The sequence below is a fragment of the Staphylococcus sp. T93 genome, assembly GCF_016743875.1.
Taxonomy (GTDB): domain Bacteria; phylum Bacillota; class Bacilli; order Staphylococcales; family Staphylococcaceae; genus Staphylococcus; species Staphylococcus aureus.
This window is the reverse complement of sequence record NZ_CP068247.1, coordinates 1,454,387-1,469,721: the sequence shown is the minus strand read 5'-3', so window position 1 is coordinate 1,469,721 and position 15,335 is coordinate 1,454,387. Positions and strand designations below refer to the sequence as shown.

Below are 15,335 nucleotides of genomic sequence, written 5' to 3'. Positions count from 1 at the left end.
TCCAAATATAAATGCATTTTCAACGCATATTTATTATACTTAGATTAATACTTACATGAAAAAGGGAGGTGTCTCGTGAAATGTCATATCATTGGTTTAAGAAAATGTTACTTTCAACAAGTATTTTAATTTTAAGTAGTAGTAGTTTAGGGCTTGCAACGCACACAGTTGAAGCAAAGGATAACTTAAATGGAGAAAAACCAACTACTAATTTGAATCATAATATAACTTCACCATCAGTAAATAGTGAAATGAATAATAATGAGACTGGGACACCTCACGAATCAAATCAAACGGGTAATGAAGGAACAGGTTCGAATAGTCGTGATGCTAATCCTGATTCGAATAATGTGAAGCCAGACTCAAACAACCAAAACCCAAGTACAGATTCAAAACCAGACCCAAATAACCAAAACTCAAGTCCGAATCCTAAACCAGATCCAGATAACCCGAAACCAAAACCGGATCCAAAACCAGACCCAGATAAACCAAAGCCAAATCCGGATCCAAAACCAGATCCAGATAACCCGAAACCAAATCCAGATCCAAAACCAGACCCAGATAAACCAAAGCCAAATCCGGATCCAAAACCAGATCCAGATAAACCAAAGCCAAATCCGAATCCAAAACCAGACCCTAATAAGCCAAATCCTAACCCGTCACCAGATCCCGATCAACCTGGGGATTCCAATCATTCTGGTGGCTCGAAAAATGGGGGGACATGGAACCCAAATGCTTCAGATGGATCTAATCAAGGTCAATGGCAACCAAATGGGAATCAAGGAAACTCACAAAATCCTACTGGTAATGATTTTGTATCCCAACGATTTTTAGCCTTGGCAAATGGGGCTTACAAGTATAATCCGTATATTTTAAATCAAATTAATAAGTTGGGCAAAGATTATGGAGAAGTTACTGATGAAGACATTTATAATATTATTCGAAAACAAAATTTCAGCGGAAATGCATATTTAAATGGATTACAACAGCAATCGAATTACTTTAGATTCCAATATTTCAATCCATTGAAATCAGAAAGGTACTATCGTAATTTAGATGAACAAGTACTCGCATTAATTACTGGTGAAATTGGATCAATGCCAGATTTGAAAAAGCCCGAAGATAAGCCGGATTCAAAACAACGCTCATTTGAACCGCATGAAAAAGACGATTTTACAGTAGTTAAAAAACAAGAAGATAATAAGAAAAGTGCGTCAACTGCATATAGTAAAAGTTGGCTAGCAATTGTATGTTCTATGATGGTGGTATTTTCAATCATGCTATTCTTATTTGTAAAGCGAAATAAAAAGAAAAATAAAAACGAATCACAGCGACGATAATCCGTGTGTGATTCGTTTTTTTTATTATGGAATAAAAATGTGATATATAAAATTCGCTTGTTCCGTGGCTTTTTTCAAAGCCTCAGGATTAAGTAATTGGAATATAACGACAAATCCGTTTTGTAACATATGGATAATAATTGGAACAGCAAGCCGTTTTGTCCAAACATATGCTAATGAAAAAATGACACCCATACCAAAATAAACTGGAATAAATTTGAAATCATTATGTGCTAATGCAAATATTAATGAACTTACTGTTGTAGCAATAATAAATGCCACGATACGATTACCTTTAATCGCATTAAATAATTCTCCAAAGATTACTTTTCTGAATACATATTCTTCTAATAAAGGACCAATAATAGATACAAAGAAGATAAATATAGGTATTTTTCGAGCAATAATAATTAGCTTTTCTGTATTAGGACTTACTTGTTGTCCACCATAAATTTGCGTTAATACAATGCTCACTACCATTTGATAAATCATTACCAATGCAAATCCAAGCAATGCCCATGGAATGATATATTTTTTAGGTTCTTTAACTTCTAATTCTAATTTTGTTGGATTTTTAATTTTTAAATTAATTAAAATAATCGTCGTGGCGGCGATTAAAAATAGAACAAGTTGTATGTAAATGACTGCTTTAGTCAGTTCTATGCCACTATATTGTACAAATGGTAATTTTTTTACAATGAGAAGCGGTAAAAATTGAGACAATATATAAATAATAACAGTTAGCAATGATGCCCATAATCTTGTCATAATTTTCCTCCAAATATTTGTTTATAATTTATTTTATCGTAAATAACTTGAAGTTACAAAACTTAATTAAAAGGTTATGACTTGAAATTTTGACCAAATTTGATTATTATAAATGTATGTTAGCACTCTTTAATGTTAAGTGCTAAACTTTAGGTTTTTTAAGGAGGAACAATCATGCTAAAACCAATTGGAAATCGTGTGATTATTGAGAAAAAAGAACAAGAACAAACAACTAAAAGTGGTATTGTTTTAACTGATAGTGCTAAAGAAAAATCAAACGAAGGCGTTATCGTTGCAGTAGGAACTGGACGCCTATTAAATGATGGTACAAGAGTGACTCCTGAAGTGAAAGAAGGGGACCGTGTCGTGTTCCAACAATATGCTGGTACAGAAGTTAAACGAGATAATGAAACATATCTGGTATTAAATGAAGAAGATATTTTAGCAGTTATTGAATAATACAGAACTTAATTCATAAATAAATTAAATAGAACGAAAATGAAACACAACTAAACAAATGGAGGTTTATCATTTATGGTTAAACAATTGAAATTCTCTGAAGATGCACGTCAAGCAATGTTACGTGGTGTTGACCAACTTGCAAATGCAGTTAAAGTAACGATTGGTCCTAAAGGACGTAATGTTGTATTAGATAAAGAGTTTACAGCACCTTTAATTACGAATGATGGTGTGACGATTGCTAAAGAAATCGAATTAGAAGATCCATATGAAAATATGGGGGCTAAACTAGTTCAAGAAGTCGCAAATAAGACAAATGAAATTGCTGGTGACGGTACGACAACTGCAACAGTATTAGCTCAAGCAATGATTCAAGAAGGCTTGAAAAATGTTACAAGTGGTGCGAACCCAGTTGGTTTACGACAAGGTATCGACAAAGCAGTTAAAGTTGCTGTTGAAGCGTTACATGAAAATTCTCAAAAAGTTGAAAATAAAAATGAAATTGCGCAAGTAGGTGCGATTTCAGCAGCAGATGAAGAAATTGGACGTTATATTTCTGAAGCTATGGAAAAAGTAGGTAACGATGGTGTCATTACAATTGAAGAATCAAATGGACTAAACACTGAACTAGAAGTGGTTGAAGGTATGCAATTTGATCGTGGTTATCAATCACCGTATATGGTTACTGATTCAGATAAAATGGTTGCTGAATTAGAACGCCCATACATTTTAGTAACAGATAAGAAAATCTCGTCTTTCCAAGATATCTTACCTTTATTAGAACAAGTGGTTCAATCTAATCGTCCAATCTTAATTGTAGCTGATGAAGTTGAAGGCGATGCATTAACAAATATCGTGCTAAACCGTATGCGTGGCACATTTACAGCTGTTGCAGTAAAAGCACCTGGTTTTGGTGATCGTAGAAAAGCGATGCTTGAAGATTTAGCTATTTTAACTGGTGCGCAAGTGATTACTGATGATTTAGGCTTAGATTTAAAAGATGCATCAATTGATATGTTAGGTACTGCAAGTAAAGTAGAAGTAACTAAAGATAATACCACTGTTGTTGATGGTGACGGTGACGAAAACAGCATTGATGCACGTGTTAGCCAATTGAAATCTCAAATTGAAGAAACTGAATCTGACTTTGATCGTGAAAAATTACAAGAGCGCTTAGCTAAATTAGCAGGTGGTGTTGCAGTTATCAAAGTAGGTGCAGCAAGTGAAACAGAGCTTAAAGAACGTAAATTACGTATTGAAGATGCATTAAATTCTACACGTGCAGCAGTTGAAGAAGGTATTGTTGCAGGTGGTGGTACTGCATTAGTAAATGTTTACCAAAAAGTAAGTGAAATTGAAGCTGAAGGTGACATTGAAACAGGTGTAAATATTGTACTTAAAGCATTAACTGCACCAGTTCGTCAAATTGCTGAAAATGCAGGATTAGAAGGTTCTGTTATTGTAGAACGTTTGAAAAACGCAGAGCCGGGTGTTGGTTTTAACGCTGCTACAAACGAGTGGGTTAATATGTTAGAAGAAGGTATCGTTGATCCAACTAAAGTAACACGCTCAGCATTACAACATGCTGCAAGTGTTGCAGCAATGTTCTTAACGACTGAAGCGGTTGTAGCATCAATTCCAGAAAAAAATAATGACCAACCTAACATGGGTGGCATGCCAGGAATGATGTAAAACTGTTTATAGTTTTGACTAACTAGAAAATTACATTATGCACGAGTATGATTCATTCTAAGTATAAATTAGAATGCACGCAAATATATTTTAATTACGAGACGTCTTCCATTTGGTGACTAAACTTATGGGAGGCGTCTTTTTTGTATGAATTTGTGATTTTAGCATAGATATTCATAGTGGTATTGATATCTTTATGCCGTAATCGTTCTTGTATTTCTTTAATGTGTACACCTGATTCTATGAGCAATGCGCAATGTGTGTATCTGAATGAGTGCGTAGAGATATTTTTGAGTATGCTGGTACGTGACATAATGGTTTGTATCCACATTGATAGTTTTTTCATTACAATGGTTATCATTATATAATTCGTTTTTCCAATTATTTTGAACGTTTATCTTATAATCACGCAACACCTTTATTACATTTGGGTCAACGGAAATCTTACCGATAGAACTTTCAGTTTTAGGGGGAAGTATCTGATATTTCTTCTTGTTATTATTTGGATTGTAATATGTTTTAGTAATACTAATCGTGTTGTTTTCAAAATCAATATCAGACCACTTCAATGCTAGTATCTCGCCAGCACGACAGCCGGTATATGCAAGTGTGCTAAAGACTTCAAAGCTAGTTAACGGGGCGATGATGAAATAAATACTGATGATTTCTTTTTAATAGGTGATGAAGATTCTGACGAATTGATGACAGACGATAATGTCAATGATCATATTATAAAGAATCACATAGAAATGATTGTTGACAGATTAGCGACCGATAAAGAGTTTTATATTTTTGACTCCCTTATACAAGGACTTAGTTATCAAGATATTAGTAGTGCCTTAGATTGTTCAGAACAATCTGTAATATTATGGTATGAAACCATATTAGATAAAATTGTGGGGGTGATAAAATGAGTGAGTTAACTGCAAAGCAAGCACGTTTTGTGAATGAGTATATTAGAACACTGAATGTAACACAAAGTGCCATAAAAGCAGGATATAACGCAAATAGCGCACATGTGACAGCGTGTAGGTTATTGAAAAAGCCGCACATCAAGCAATATATACAAGAACAAAAAGATAAGATTATAGATGAGAATGTATTAACCGCAAAAGAGTTATTACATGTGCTAACGAATGCGGCAGTCGGTGATGAAACAGAAACGAAAGAAGTTGTAGTCAAGCGTGGAGAATATAAAGAAAATCCACAAAGTGGCAAAGTACAATTAGTCTATAATGAACATGTTGAACTGATAGAGGTACCAATAAAACCTAGTGATCGTTTAAAAGCTCGTGATATGTTGGGTAAATATCATAAATTATTTACAGATAAGCATGATATAAACGGTAATGTACCTATATTCATTAATATTGGTGAATGGGACGGAGGTGATGAGGGGTTAGATAAGGCAGTGAAAGATGTATCTAACGATAATCCTAATCATACTGTGATTGTGGATGATATACCGTTAGAAGATTATGAGTCAATTAGGTTTTTATAAATTGGGTATATATTTTATGGTGTTGCCAGTATTTATTGATAGTATCGGTTAAGACGATGAGAAGAATGAGTGAGATTTAAAAGAGTTGTAAACGCAATATCCTAATACTGATTTTCATATTGATGATTTAGGGAGGTTTTCAGGAGTAAAAGTATGATATTTTTTTCAAATTACATCAACATTTCAGATTGATTATTGTAATATATAATAAAATGATTTAAGAAAAAGGGAGAAAAATGGATAATATAAATAAAAATGAAAAATTTCGTGTTTTGTAAACAATTGCTATTACTATATCATTTATTTTAAATTTTGGGTTGTTTATTTCTCTAGCTATTTGGTCAATAAATTCGATGGGTAATAAACAATGCATTAGTTTGAATTTATTGCTTTCGGATGATACTTTCGCAGTAATTTCAGTAATGACAACTTTGGGAACTGCTATTTTAGGAGGTATAGCACCTTCAATATATGGTATTTTTACATCGCCTATAGATAAAAAAAGTAGTTTTAGGGCTATTAGCGATTGGGAGCAAGAACAAAGAAATAATGTTAAAGATCTGATGATGCTATTACCATTTACATTACTTAGTATTTTAATTGTGATTTTTATTTTTCAGTTTGCATATTCTAAACTATTTAATACGATAGCTATTATAATATTTATTATAATACTTGTTGTTATGTTTTTTTTAATTTTATTAATCTGTTATAAAATTACTGTGAAGATATGCAGATATTTTTCAAAAGAATAGAAATGATTTGTTTACGCTGAGAAACGTCCTGATTTGCAGTGAGAAATGATTTTGCGTATCTATTGTATGTAACAATAGGTACATAATATTTTTAGGGTGGGTTATATGAGCATAATTACAAGATTGTTTAATAACAGTGATTTTGAAAAATTAAATCAACTATGTAAATTATATGATGATCTAGGTTATCCAACAAATGAGAATGATTTAAAAAAGAGACTAAAGAAAATAACGAATCATGATGATTACTTCCTACTGCTTTTGATAAAAGAAAATAAAATAATTGGTTTAAGTGGTATGTGTAAAATGATGTTTTACGAAAAAAATGCAGAGTATATGAGAATCCTTGCGTTTGTTATACATTCTGAATTTAGGAAAAAAGGTTATGGAAAGAGATTATTAGCTGATTCTGAAGAATTTTCTAAACGGTTGAATTGTAAAGCAATAACACTAAATAGTGGTAATAGAAATGAAAGACTATCTGCACATAAACTATATAGTGATAATGGGTATGTTAGCAATACATCTGGGTTTACTAAACAACTATAAGTGTGAGCATTCGTATAATACGATGTAGGAACATATTTTATTGTAAATGTTGCATGTATGCCTCGTATTATGACTTATTTAAAGGGAGAAAAAAGGGCATAATTCTTCGATTGTTGGAGAAATAGACTAGATTTTCGAGATTTTCCAACAATAAATCAATGTTGGAAAACAGTTTTTGAGTGACATAATTATGACATAATAGAATTGAAAAACTAAAAATAATAGCGTTGTCTAAAAATTAAAACGCTGATTTAATAATCTTTAAAGCGTGTATTAAAGTAAGTTTTTATTAGTGCATAATGCCGGGAATGATGTAAAACTGTATATAGTTTTGACTAATTAGAAAATTACATTATGAACGAGTATGATGTATTCTAAGTACAAATTAGAATGCACGCAAATATATTTTAATTACGAGACGTTTTCCATTTGGTGACTAGACTTATGGGAGGCGTCTTTTTTATGTGCTAATTTGTAATTGAGATTCATAATGGTATTTAAATCATTATGGTGCGGGAGTTATGGTATTGCCATAATATGAGAGTGCATCCACTTCTATAAGTAATGCATATTGCGAGTGCAGGAATGAATGAGTGCTTGATTAAAATCCTTATGGGTGGTTGACATAATTAAAAGAAACCACATTTAAAATTTCTTAATCACAAGCGGTTAACTAGGTATAGTTTAGTTTTGAGTAAATCTTTTTAAAGGTGTACTTGTGCATTTTACTTAATTAAAGACATAAGACATTTAATCGGCCTAAAATAAATAAAAAACTACCTGTTTAGGTAGTTTTTTTAATGTAATAGATTAAAACACTAGTTCATTTCTTATTAAAGATGGATAGTTATTTTATAGATAAATTTGTCCTTTAGTGTAGCGGTAATTTTTAGGACTTTTTGGTGGTATAAATGTTCTTAATAAAGTTAATAGTCCTACTTTACCGCAAAGCATAACGAATATAATAATTATTTTAGTAATACCATGATATTCTGTGGTAAGGTTCATACTTAACCCTACTGTTCCGAATGCAGAAACCACTTCGAATAATAACTTGATTAATGATATGTTCGGATTAATTATCGATAATATAAAAGTAATGATGCTGATAAATAGAAATGAGATATTAATGGTAACAATAGATAGTTTTATATGTTTGTCAGATATTTCTTTATTGAATACTGAAACATTATTTTCTTTACGTATATAATTTAGTACAAAAATAAACGCAACTGCAAAAGTAGTTATTTTAATTCCTCCAGCTGCACTGAGAGGGGCACCACCAATAAACATAAGTAGCATTAACATTAATGCGGTAGATTTGTTAATGCTTGCTATATCTATACTGTTAAAACCCGCTGTTCGTGTTGTTACTGATTGGAAAAAAGAATTTCCGATTTTTTCAACTAGTCCCATATGTTGCATAGTATTAAACTGTTCTAATAAAAAGAATGTAATAGCTCCTATAATTATTAGGATACTAGTTGTAGTTAAGACTAATTTAGAATGTAAAGATAATTTACTCAATTTTTTACAATTAATAAAGTCTATCACGACAAAATGTCCAATACCTCCAAATATTATGAGTATTGAGATTGTAATAATGACAATTGGATCACTAGAATAATCTATTAAGTTATTCTTAAAAAGGGCAAATCCAGCATTATTAAAAGCTGATACTGATGTGAATAAGCTTAAAAATAAACCTTTGCCTATACCAAATTTTGGTATAAAAGATAAACACAAACAAATCATACCAATTAATTCAGTGACTAAACTATAAATAGCCAAGTGTTTAATTAGCTTAATAACACCACCAGGTTCGTCAATATTCCATGTAACCATAATCAAGAATCTATTTTTCATTGATATCTTTCTATTTAAAAATACTAGTGTCAATAGGGTTACGGTCACGATACCCAGACCACCTATTTGAATTAATAATAGTATTACTATCTCACCAAGTATATTAAACTGTGATCCTATATCAACTGGGGACAAGCCAGTAACTGTAAATGCACTTGAAGCTATAAATAGGGCATCTAAAAAAGATATTGGCTTTTTACCAGTAAAAGGTAAATACAATAAAAGTGCACCTATGATAGTTGTAGAGAAGAAAAGCATTAAATAAAAATATAAAGGTTTGTGGACTTTGTTCATTTTAATTTCATACTCCTTTATATTATAAATTAATAATTAGATAATATCATAAATGAAAATAGAAATGTTACTGATGTGTATTACTAACAGGCGTTGACTAATTCTTTTAATATTTTATAATTGAAAATGAATATCAATTGAAAAACAAAAGGATGATATTATGAAAAGATTAATTGGAATTTTATTATGTAATTTATTTATTTTGACTGCGTGTTCAGCATCTGTCGATAAAACAAGTAACTCGACAAAGACTACAGACTATAAAATTGAAAATGGTGAAACACTGAAAGTACCAGAGAAACCTAAAAGAGTTGCTGTATTAACTGGATTTTATGTTGGTGATTTTATAAAGTTAGGAATCAAACCAATTGCTGTTTCAGATATAACTAAAGATTCTTCAATTTTAAAACCTTATTTAAAAGGGGTTGATTATATTGGAGAAAATGATGTTGAAAGAGTTGCTAAAGCAAAACCAGATTTAATTGTTGTAGATGCTATGGATAAAAATATAAAAAAATACCAAAAAATAGCGCCAACAATCCCATATACATACAATAAATACAATCATAAAGAAATATTAAAAGAAATAGGCAAGTTGACTAATAATGAAGATAAAGCTAAAAAATGGATTGAAGAGTGGGACGATAAAACTAGAAAAGATAAAAAAGAAATTCAAAGTAAAATTGGTCAAGCAACAGCATCTGTGTTTGAACCAGATGAAAAGCAAATATACATATATAACTCTACATGGGGTCGTGGTTTGGATATTGTTCATGATGCATTCGGTATGCCAATGACAAAGCAATATAAAGATAAATTACAAGAAGATAAAAAAGGCTATGCTTCCATTTCAAAAGAAAATATTAGTAAATATGCTGGTGATTATATATTTTTAAGTAAACCTTCGTACGGAAAATTTGATTTTGAAAAAACACATACATGGCAGAATATTGAAGCTGTAAAAAAAGGACATGTAATTTCATATAAAGCAGAAGATTATTGGTTCACAGATCCTATTACATTAGAACATTTGAGAAGTAAATTAAAAAAAGAAATTTTAAATAAAAAATAATAGAAATAAGTTGTAAAAATTTTCTTATGCATTGGTACTAATGTTTTTAAGGAGTGATTAAATGAAGCAACTGGTTGGAATTCCCGAATCAATGTTAATTCCTTTGATAGCTCGAGCAAAAGAGTACGAAAACGAAAAACCAATAATAAAAGACGCACTATCAAAAAAAATATTTGATGGTTTAGATGATATGTACAAAAATGTTACATGTGATGACATGTCTCAAATTGGAATTAGTATACGTACTGTGATAATAGATTGTGTTACTAAGAGGCTTATCAAGGATAATAAAGATTTAATCGTGGTCAATATAGGTTGTGGCTTAGATACAAGGTTTCAAAGATTTAATAAAGAAAAAATATCATGGATAGATTTAGATGTACCAGAATCAATAGAAATACGAAAAACATTTTTTAAAGAAAGTAATAGTTATAAGATGATATCTAAATCTATGCTAGATTACAGTTGGATTGATGATGTCAAAAATTATAAATTTTTTAATAGTAAGTCAGATATATTGTTTATTATTGAAGGTGTATTGATGTATTTTGATGAGAGTGTAATGACTCAATTATTGGACACTATTATCAAAAAGATGGGAGATCATAATTTGACATTTGCGATTGAATTTTGCTCAAAAACAATTGCGAATAATACAAAGAGACATCAATCGGTATCAAAGTTATCCTCACAACCTGTTTTTAAATATGGTTACAATGATTTAAAAAAATTGAATGAAATTTTACCAAATACAATAAGAGTAATACATGAATATAATTATTTTGACTATTATAAGAATCGATGGGGCTTATTTGGATATTGTAGATTTATACCTTATTTAAAAAAAAGGTTAAACAATAAAATAGTACTTATGAAATATAAAGTTCCAAAGAGACAGAGACATTAAGTTCTTAGACAATGTAAAAAAGCTGATTTCTATAAATTATTTGATAGAAATCAGCTTTTTTCAAATGTATTTGATAATTTACAGCTCGTTGAGCTGCTGTTTTCTAGGGATTTATGTCCCATTCCTTTTACGAGAAGGTTTTTACGAGTTTTATGTAACTATTAGAAGCTATCTTTTTATATGACCATTAGTCAATATATGTATGACAAATCAGCACAATAATTTCAGTTTTACATCACTTAATCAATGAAAATGTGCTTGTTGATATTTGAATATTTACATTCAAACAATATTCATCGCTATTTCTATCAACTTAAAATTCGCAATAAAAAACTGCCAGCACGCGAATAGGGCAGCTGACAGCATCGTTCTTATTTTTCTTTTAAATATTGAATGGAAGCCTCTTTAAAAATATCAATATATTTCAGATACATATCTTTTTCAATATATTCATCGATTTGATGTGCCATTAATGGATTACCTGGTCCAAAAATGGCTAAATCAACATTGTCCTTATTATCTCCTAAGAAACTAGAGGCATCTGTTGCGCCTACAAGCGCTGAAACAAATATTTCGTCTTGTTCTACATAACTAGAAGCTACATCTTTAATCGTAGTAATTAATTTGCTATTTTTATCGCTTGTTACAGGTCGGTGATTGCTTGGAATATCGAGTGAAAGCTTATTGCTATCCACATCATTAATGATATTTTGGAAAAACGATTCTATAAAGTCGTTATCATACTCAGGAACTGGTCTTACGTTAAATTCAAGTGAAGCTTCATCTGGTACAGAGTTAAATTGTTTGCCGCCATTTATAATCGAACATACAGCTGTAAGACCAGATGCATAATTTGCATCCTCTTCAGAAATTTCTTTTCCAATCAATGATTTGAACATAGGCGCAACATCTAATTCATGTTTAGTATCTTGTTGTTTAAGCTCTGAATATTTTTCTTTAAATAGATTATAAAATTCAAGCAGTGTATCAATTGCATTGTCACCAATAAATGGAACTGAGCTATGGACAGCTTTACCAGTTGCAGTTACTTTACATGACATAGACCCCTTATGTGCATAATAAATTCCAGATCCAGTTGGTTCAGCAATAATTAAGCCATCGACATCGTCTAAATAGCCTTTATCAGCTAATAATTTGGCACCTTCTTGTTCTTTCTCTTCGCCAGCAGTAGCCAGTAATCTAATCGTTCCATGAGGCAATTCATTTTGTTCTTTTAATTCGATTAGAGATACGACCAAAGCCATTAAACCGCCTTTCATATCTGTAGTGCCTCGGCCATATAATTTGCCATCTTTTTCTGTCAGTTGAAAAGGGGGATATGACCAATTATCTTGATTTCCTGCATCAACAACATCCATATGACCACTCAATGCGAGTATAGGTGAGCCGTTACCGATTTCTGCAACGATATTGGCGCGGTGTTCATTAACTTTCAAAATTTCAGATTTAATATCGTACTTGTCGAATAAATCTGTTAAATAATTACAAACGTCTATTTCATTATTATTTTCAGTTTGTAGTTCAACAATATCTGCTAGTAATTGAATTTTTTCTTTTTCACTAAAAGTTGTCATTAAGCTCACACCTTTCAAAGTAGTATATATATTTATATAAACATAATTTTTATTCTTAAACATAATTTAAAATGCAGAAAGTAGTGTGTTATTTGATTTCGTTCTATGAAATTAACTGTCTAGTATCAACGATCTTATTAACGCTGATATCGGATATGCTTAATTTTATAGTAAATTGTATGAGAAAGATGCAGGATATTATTTAGCTAATAATTATATATAAATTTCAAATCGATGGTTATTAACTACTAAATAAAAATATTTGCTAAATTAATGACTTTGTACACACATTATTTTTAAAGAGGATAAAGTATTTAATAATATTAACAAAATCATTTAATAAATAGTTAAATATATATTCTCTGTTTTTGTGATATTATTCACATGTCGATACATATCAACAAATATCAATCATACGAAAGAAGGTTATAACAATGAAAAATAAAAAACGTGTTTTAATAGCGTCATCATTATCATGTGCAATTTTATTGTTATCAGCAGCAACGACTCAAGCAAATTCAGCTCATAAAGACTCTCAAGACCAAAATAAGAAAGAACATGTTGATAAGTCTCAACAAAAAGACAAACGTAATGTTACTAATAAAGATAAAAATTCAACAGCACCGGATGATATTGGGAAAAACGGTAAAATCACAAAACGAACTGAAACAGTATATGATGAGAAAACAAATATACTCCAAAATTTACAATTCGACTTTATCGATGATCCAACTTATGACAAGAATGTATTACTTGTTAAAAAACAAGGCTCAATTCATTCAAATTTAAAGTTTGAATCTCATAAAGAAGAAAAAAATTCAAATTGGTTAAAGTATCCAAGTGAGTACCATGTAGATTTTCAAGTAAAAAGAAATCGTAAAACTGAAATATTAGACCAATTGCCGAAAAATAAAATTTCAACTGCAAAAGTAGACAGTACATTTTCATATAGCTCAGGTGGTAAATTCGATTCAACAAAAGGTATTGGACGAACTTCATCAAATAGCTACTCCAAAACGATTAGTTATAATCAGCAAAATTATGACACAATTGCCAGCGGTAAAAATAATAACTGGCATGTACACTGGTCAGTTATTGCGAATGACTTGAAGTATGGTGGAGAAGTGAAAAATAGAAATGATGAATTATTATTCTATAGAAATACGAGAATTGCTACTGTAGAAAACCCTGAACTAAGCTTTGCTTCAAAATATAGATACCCAGCATTAGTAAGAAGTGGCTTTAATCCAGAATTTTTAACTTATTTATCTAATGAAAAGTCAAATGAGAAAACGCAATTTGAAGTAACATACACACGAAATCAAGATATTTTGAAAAACAGACCTGGAATACATTATGCACCTCCAATTTTAGAAAAAAATAAAGATGGTCAAAGATTAATTGTCACTTATGAAGTTGATTGGAAAAATAAAACAGTTAAAGTCGTTGATAAATATTCTGATGACAATAAACCTTATAAAGAAGGATAATATTGAAAGGGCGGATTACTAATGATTAAACAACTATGTAAAAATATCACAATTTGTACGTTAGCACTATCGACTACTTTCACTGTATTACCAGCTACTTCATTTGCAAAGATTAATTCTGAAATCAAACAAGTTTCTGAGAAGAATCTTGATGGTGATACTAAAATGTATACACGTACAGCTACAACAAGTGATAGTCAAAAAAATATTACTCAAAGCTTACAATTTAATTTCTTAACTGAACCTAATTATGATAAAGAAACAGTATTTATTAAAGCAAAAGGTACAATTGGTAGTGGTTTGAGAATTTTAGACCCAAATGGTTATTGGAATAGTACATTAAGATGGCCTGGATCTTATTCAGTTTCAATTCAAAATGTTGATGACAACAACAATACAAATGTGACTGACTTTGCACCAAAAAATCAGGATGAATCAAGAGAAGTTAAATATACGTATGGTTATAAAACAGGTGGAGATTTTTCGATTAATCGTGGAGGCTTAACTGGAAATATTACAAAAGAGAGTAATTATTCAGAGACGATTAGTTATCAACAACCATCATATCGTACATTACTTGATCAATCTACGTCACATAAAGGTGTAGGTTGGAAAGTAGAAGCACATTTGATAAATAATATGGGACATGACCATACGAGACAATTAACTAATGATAGTGATAATAGAACTAAAAGTGAAATTTTTTCTTTAACACGAAATGGAAATTTATGGGCGAAAGATAATTTCACACCTAAAGACAAAATGCCTGTAACTGTGTCTGAAGGGTTTAATCCAGAATTTTTAGCTGTTATGTCACATGATAAAAAAGACAAAGGTAAATCACAATTTGTTGTTCATTATAAAAGATCAATGGATGAGTTTAAAATAGATTGGAATCGCCATGGTTTCTGGGGCTATTGGTCTGGTGAAAACCATGTAGATAAAAAAGAAGAAAAATTATCAGCATTATATGAAGTTGATTGGAAGACACATAATGTGAAGTTTGTAAAAGTACTTAATGATAATGAAAAGAAATAAGTAATAAAA

The 15,335-nt window shown here is 30.7% G+C and carries 14 protein-coding genes and 1 pseudogene; 11 read left to right on the top strand and 4 right to left on the bottom strand.

What is annotated here, in order from left to right; all coding sequences use genetic code 11:
- Positions 1 to 80: 80 nt before the first annotated feature.
- Positions 81 to 1,340, top strand: coding sequence for an SdrH family protein (locus tag JG553_RS07235; protein WP_000120314.1), 1,260 nt, complete (start codon positions 81 to 83; stop codon positions 1,338 to 1,340).
- A gap of 24 nt (positions 1,341 to 1,364) precedes the next feature.
- Here JG553_RS07235 and mroQ read toward each other — a convergent pair whose 3' ends face one another.
- Positions 1,365 to 2,108, bottom strand: coding sequence for a CPBP family intramembrane glutamic endopeptidase MroQ (gene mroQ / locus JG553_RS07230; RefSeq protein WP_000197635.1), 744 nt, complete (start codon positions 2,106 to 2,108; stop codon positions 1,365 to 1,367).
- Between the two features lie 174 nt (positions 2,109 to 2,282).
- On the opposite strand from mroQ, the gene groES reads away from it, so the two are divergent.
- Both groES and groL read left to right on the top strand, forming a co-directional pair.
- Positions 2,283 to 2,567, top strand: a complete 285-nt coding sequence (gene groES, locus JG553_RS07225) for a co-chaperone GroES (protein WP_000917289.1) — start codon at positions 2,283 to 2,285, stop codon at positions 2,565 to 2,567.
- Between the two features lie 75 nt (positions 2,568 to 2,642).
- A complete protein-coding gene (gene groL, locus JG553_RS07220; protein WP_000240645.1) occupies positions 2,643 to 4,259 on the top strand; it encodes a chaperonin GroEL in 1,617 nt (538 codons plus the stop codon).
- Between the two features lie 94 nt (positions 4,260 to 4,353).
- On the opposite strand, the pseudogene JG553_RS07215 reads toward groL, so the two are convergent.
- Positions 4,354 to 4,900, bottom strand: a pseudogene (locus JG553_RS07215) (site-specific integrase); the annotation flags it as partial.
- 60 nt (positions 4,901 to 4,960) lie between these two features.
- Between JG553_RS07215 and JG553_RS07210 the strand changes: the two are divergent.
- The 4 genes from JG553_RS07210 (at position 4,961) to JG553_RS07195 (ending at position 7,064) form a co-directional block, all read left to right on the top strand.
- Positions 4,961 to 5,173 carry a LuxR C-terminal-related transcriptional regulator gene (locus JG553_RS07210; protein ID WP_000128898.1) on the top strand — a complete coding sequence of 71 codons (213 nt, stop codon included), beginning with the start codon at positions 4,961 to 4,963 and terminating at the stop codon, positions 5,171 to 5,173.
- Positions 5,170 to 5,760, top strand: a complete 591-nt coding sequence (locus JG553_RS07205; RefSeq protein ID WP_001293058.1) for a terminase small subunit — start codon at positions 5,170 to 5,172, stop codon at positions 5,758 to 5,760. The genes JG553_RS07210 and JG553_RS07205 overlap by 4 nt, the downstream gene beginning before the upstream one ends.
- 317 nt (positions 5,761 to 6,077) lie before the next feature.
- A complete protein-coding gene (locus JG553_RS07200; protein ID WP_011447041.1) occupies positions 6,078 to 6,515 on the top strand; it encodes a hypothetical protein in 438 nt (145 codons plus the stop codon).
- Between the two features lie 105 nt (positions 6,516 to 6,620).
- Positions 6,621 to 7,064 (top strand): GNAT family N-acetyltransferase, encoded by a 444-nt coding sequence (locus JG553_RS07195; RefSeq protein WP_000022887.1) that lies wholly within the window; start codon positions 6,621 to 6,623, stop codon positions 7,062 to 7,064.
- 852 nt (positions 7,065 to 7,916) lie between these two features.
- On the opposite strand, the gene JG553_RS07190 is transcribed toward JG553_RS07195, so the two are convergent.
- Positions 7,917 to 9,224, bottom strand: coding sequence for a TrkH family potassium uptake protein (locus JG553_RS07190; RefSeq protein WP_001045079.1), 1,308 nt, complete (start codon positions 9,222 to 9,224; stop codon positions 7,917 to 7,919).
- A gap of 160 nt (positions 9,225 to 9,384) precedes the next feature.
- Between JG553_RS07190 and JG553_RS07185 the strand changes: the two genes are divergently transcribed.
- Positions 9,385 to 10,296: an iron-hydroxamate ABC transporter substrate-binding protein gene (locus JG553_RS07185; RefSeq protein WP_000825510.1), complete on the top strand. Its 912-nt coding sequence runs from the start codon at positions 9,385 to 9,387 to the stop codon at positions 10,294 to 10,296.
- Between the two features lie 61 nt (positions 10,297 to 10,357).
- The gene (locus tag JG553_RS07180) at positions 10,358 to 11,203 is read left to right on the top strand and encodes a class I SAM-dependent methyltransferase (protein WP_000812008.1); all 846 of its coding nucleotides are present in this window, start codon (positions 10,358 to 10,360) and stop codon (positions 11,201 to 11,203) included.
- Positions 11,204 to 11,574: 371 nt separating this feature from the next.
- On the opposite strand, the gene JG553_RS07175 is transcribed toward JG553_RS07180, so the two are convergent.
- Complete coding sequence (locus JG553_RS07175; protein ID WP_000206638.1) at positions 11,575 to 12,798, bottom strand: ArgE/DapE family deacylase; 1,224 nt, start codon at positions 12,796 to 12,798, stop codon at positions 11,575 to 11,577.
- Between the two features lie 434 nt (positions 12,799 to 13,232).
- On the opposite strand from JG553_RS07175, the gene lukH reads away from it, so the two are divergent.
- Together lukH and lukG are read left to right on the top strand one after the other, a co-directional pair.
- Positions 13,233 to 14,288, top strand: a complete 1,056-nt coding sequence (gene lukH / locus JG553_RS07170; protein WP_000791407.1) for a bi-component leukocidin LukGH subunit H — start codon at positions 13,233 to 13,235, stop codon at positions 14,286 to 14,288.
- Positions 14,289 to 14,309: 21 nt separating this feature from the next.
- Positions 14,310 to 15,326: a bi-component leukocidin LukGH subunit G gene (gene lukG / locus JG553_RS07165; protein ID WP_000595324.1), complete on the top strand. Its 1,017-nt coding sequence runs from the start codon at positions 14,310 to 14,312 to the stop codon at positions 15,324 to 15,326.
- Positions 15,327 to 15,335 lie beyond the last annotated feature (9 nt).

Bases quoted from the DNA above. Each gene is read 5' to 3' on its own strand.
- JG553_RS07235 (WP_000120314.1), top strand. From the start codon at position 81: ATGTCATATCATTGGTTTAAGAAAATGTTACTTTCAACAAGTATTTTA.
- mroQ (WP_000197635.1), bottom strand. From the start codon at position 2,108: ATGACAAGATTATGGGCATCATTGCTAACTGTTATTATTTATATATTG.
- groES (WP_000917289.1), top strand. From the start codon at position 2,283: ATGCTAAAACCAATTGGAAATCGTGTGATTATTGAGAAAAAAGAACAA.
- groL (WP_000240645.1), top strand. From the start codon at position 2,643: ATGGTTAAACAATTGAAATTCTCTGAAGATGCACGTCAAGCAATGTTA.
- JG553_RS07210 (WP_000128898.1), top strand. From the start codon at position 4,961: ATGACAGACGATAATGTCAATGATCATATTATAAAGAATCACATAGAA.
- JG553_RS07205 (WP_001293058.1), top strand. From the start codon at position 5,170: ATGAGTGAGTTAACTGCAAAGCAAGCACGTTTTGTGAATGAGTATATT.
- JG553_RS07195 (WP_000022887.1), top strand. From the start codon at position 6,621: ATGAGCATAATTACAAGATTGTTTAATAACAGTGATTTTGAAAAATTA.
- JG553_RS07190 (WP_001045079.1), bottom strand. From the start codon at position 9,224: ATGAACAAAGTCCACAAACCTTTATATTTTTATTTAATGCTTTTCTTC.
- JG553_RS07185 (WP_000825510.1), top strand. From the start codon at position 9,385: ATGAAAAGATTAATTGGAATTTTATTATGTAATTTATTTATTTTGACT.
- JG553_RS07180 (WP_000812008.1), top strand. From the start codon at position 10,358: ATGAAGCAACTGGTTGGAATTCCCGAATCAATGTTAATTCCTTTGATA.
- JG553_RS07175 (WP_000206638.1), bottom strand. From the start codon at position 12,798: ATGACAACTTTTAGTGAAAAAGAAAAAATTCAATTACTAGCAGATATT.
- lukH (WP_000791407.1), top strand. From the start codon at position 13,233: ATGAAAAATAAAAAACGTGTTTTAATAGCGTCATCATTATCATGTGCA.
- lukG (WP_000595324.1), top strand. From the start codon at position 14,310: ATGATTAAACAACTATGTAAAAATATCACAATTTGTACGTTAGCACTA.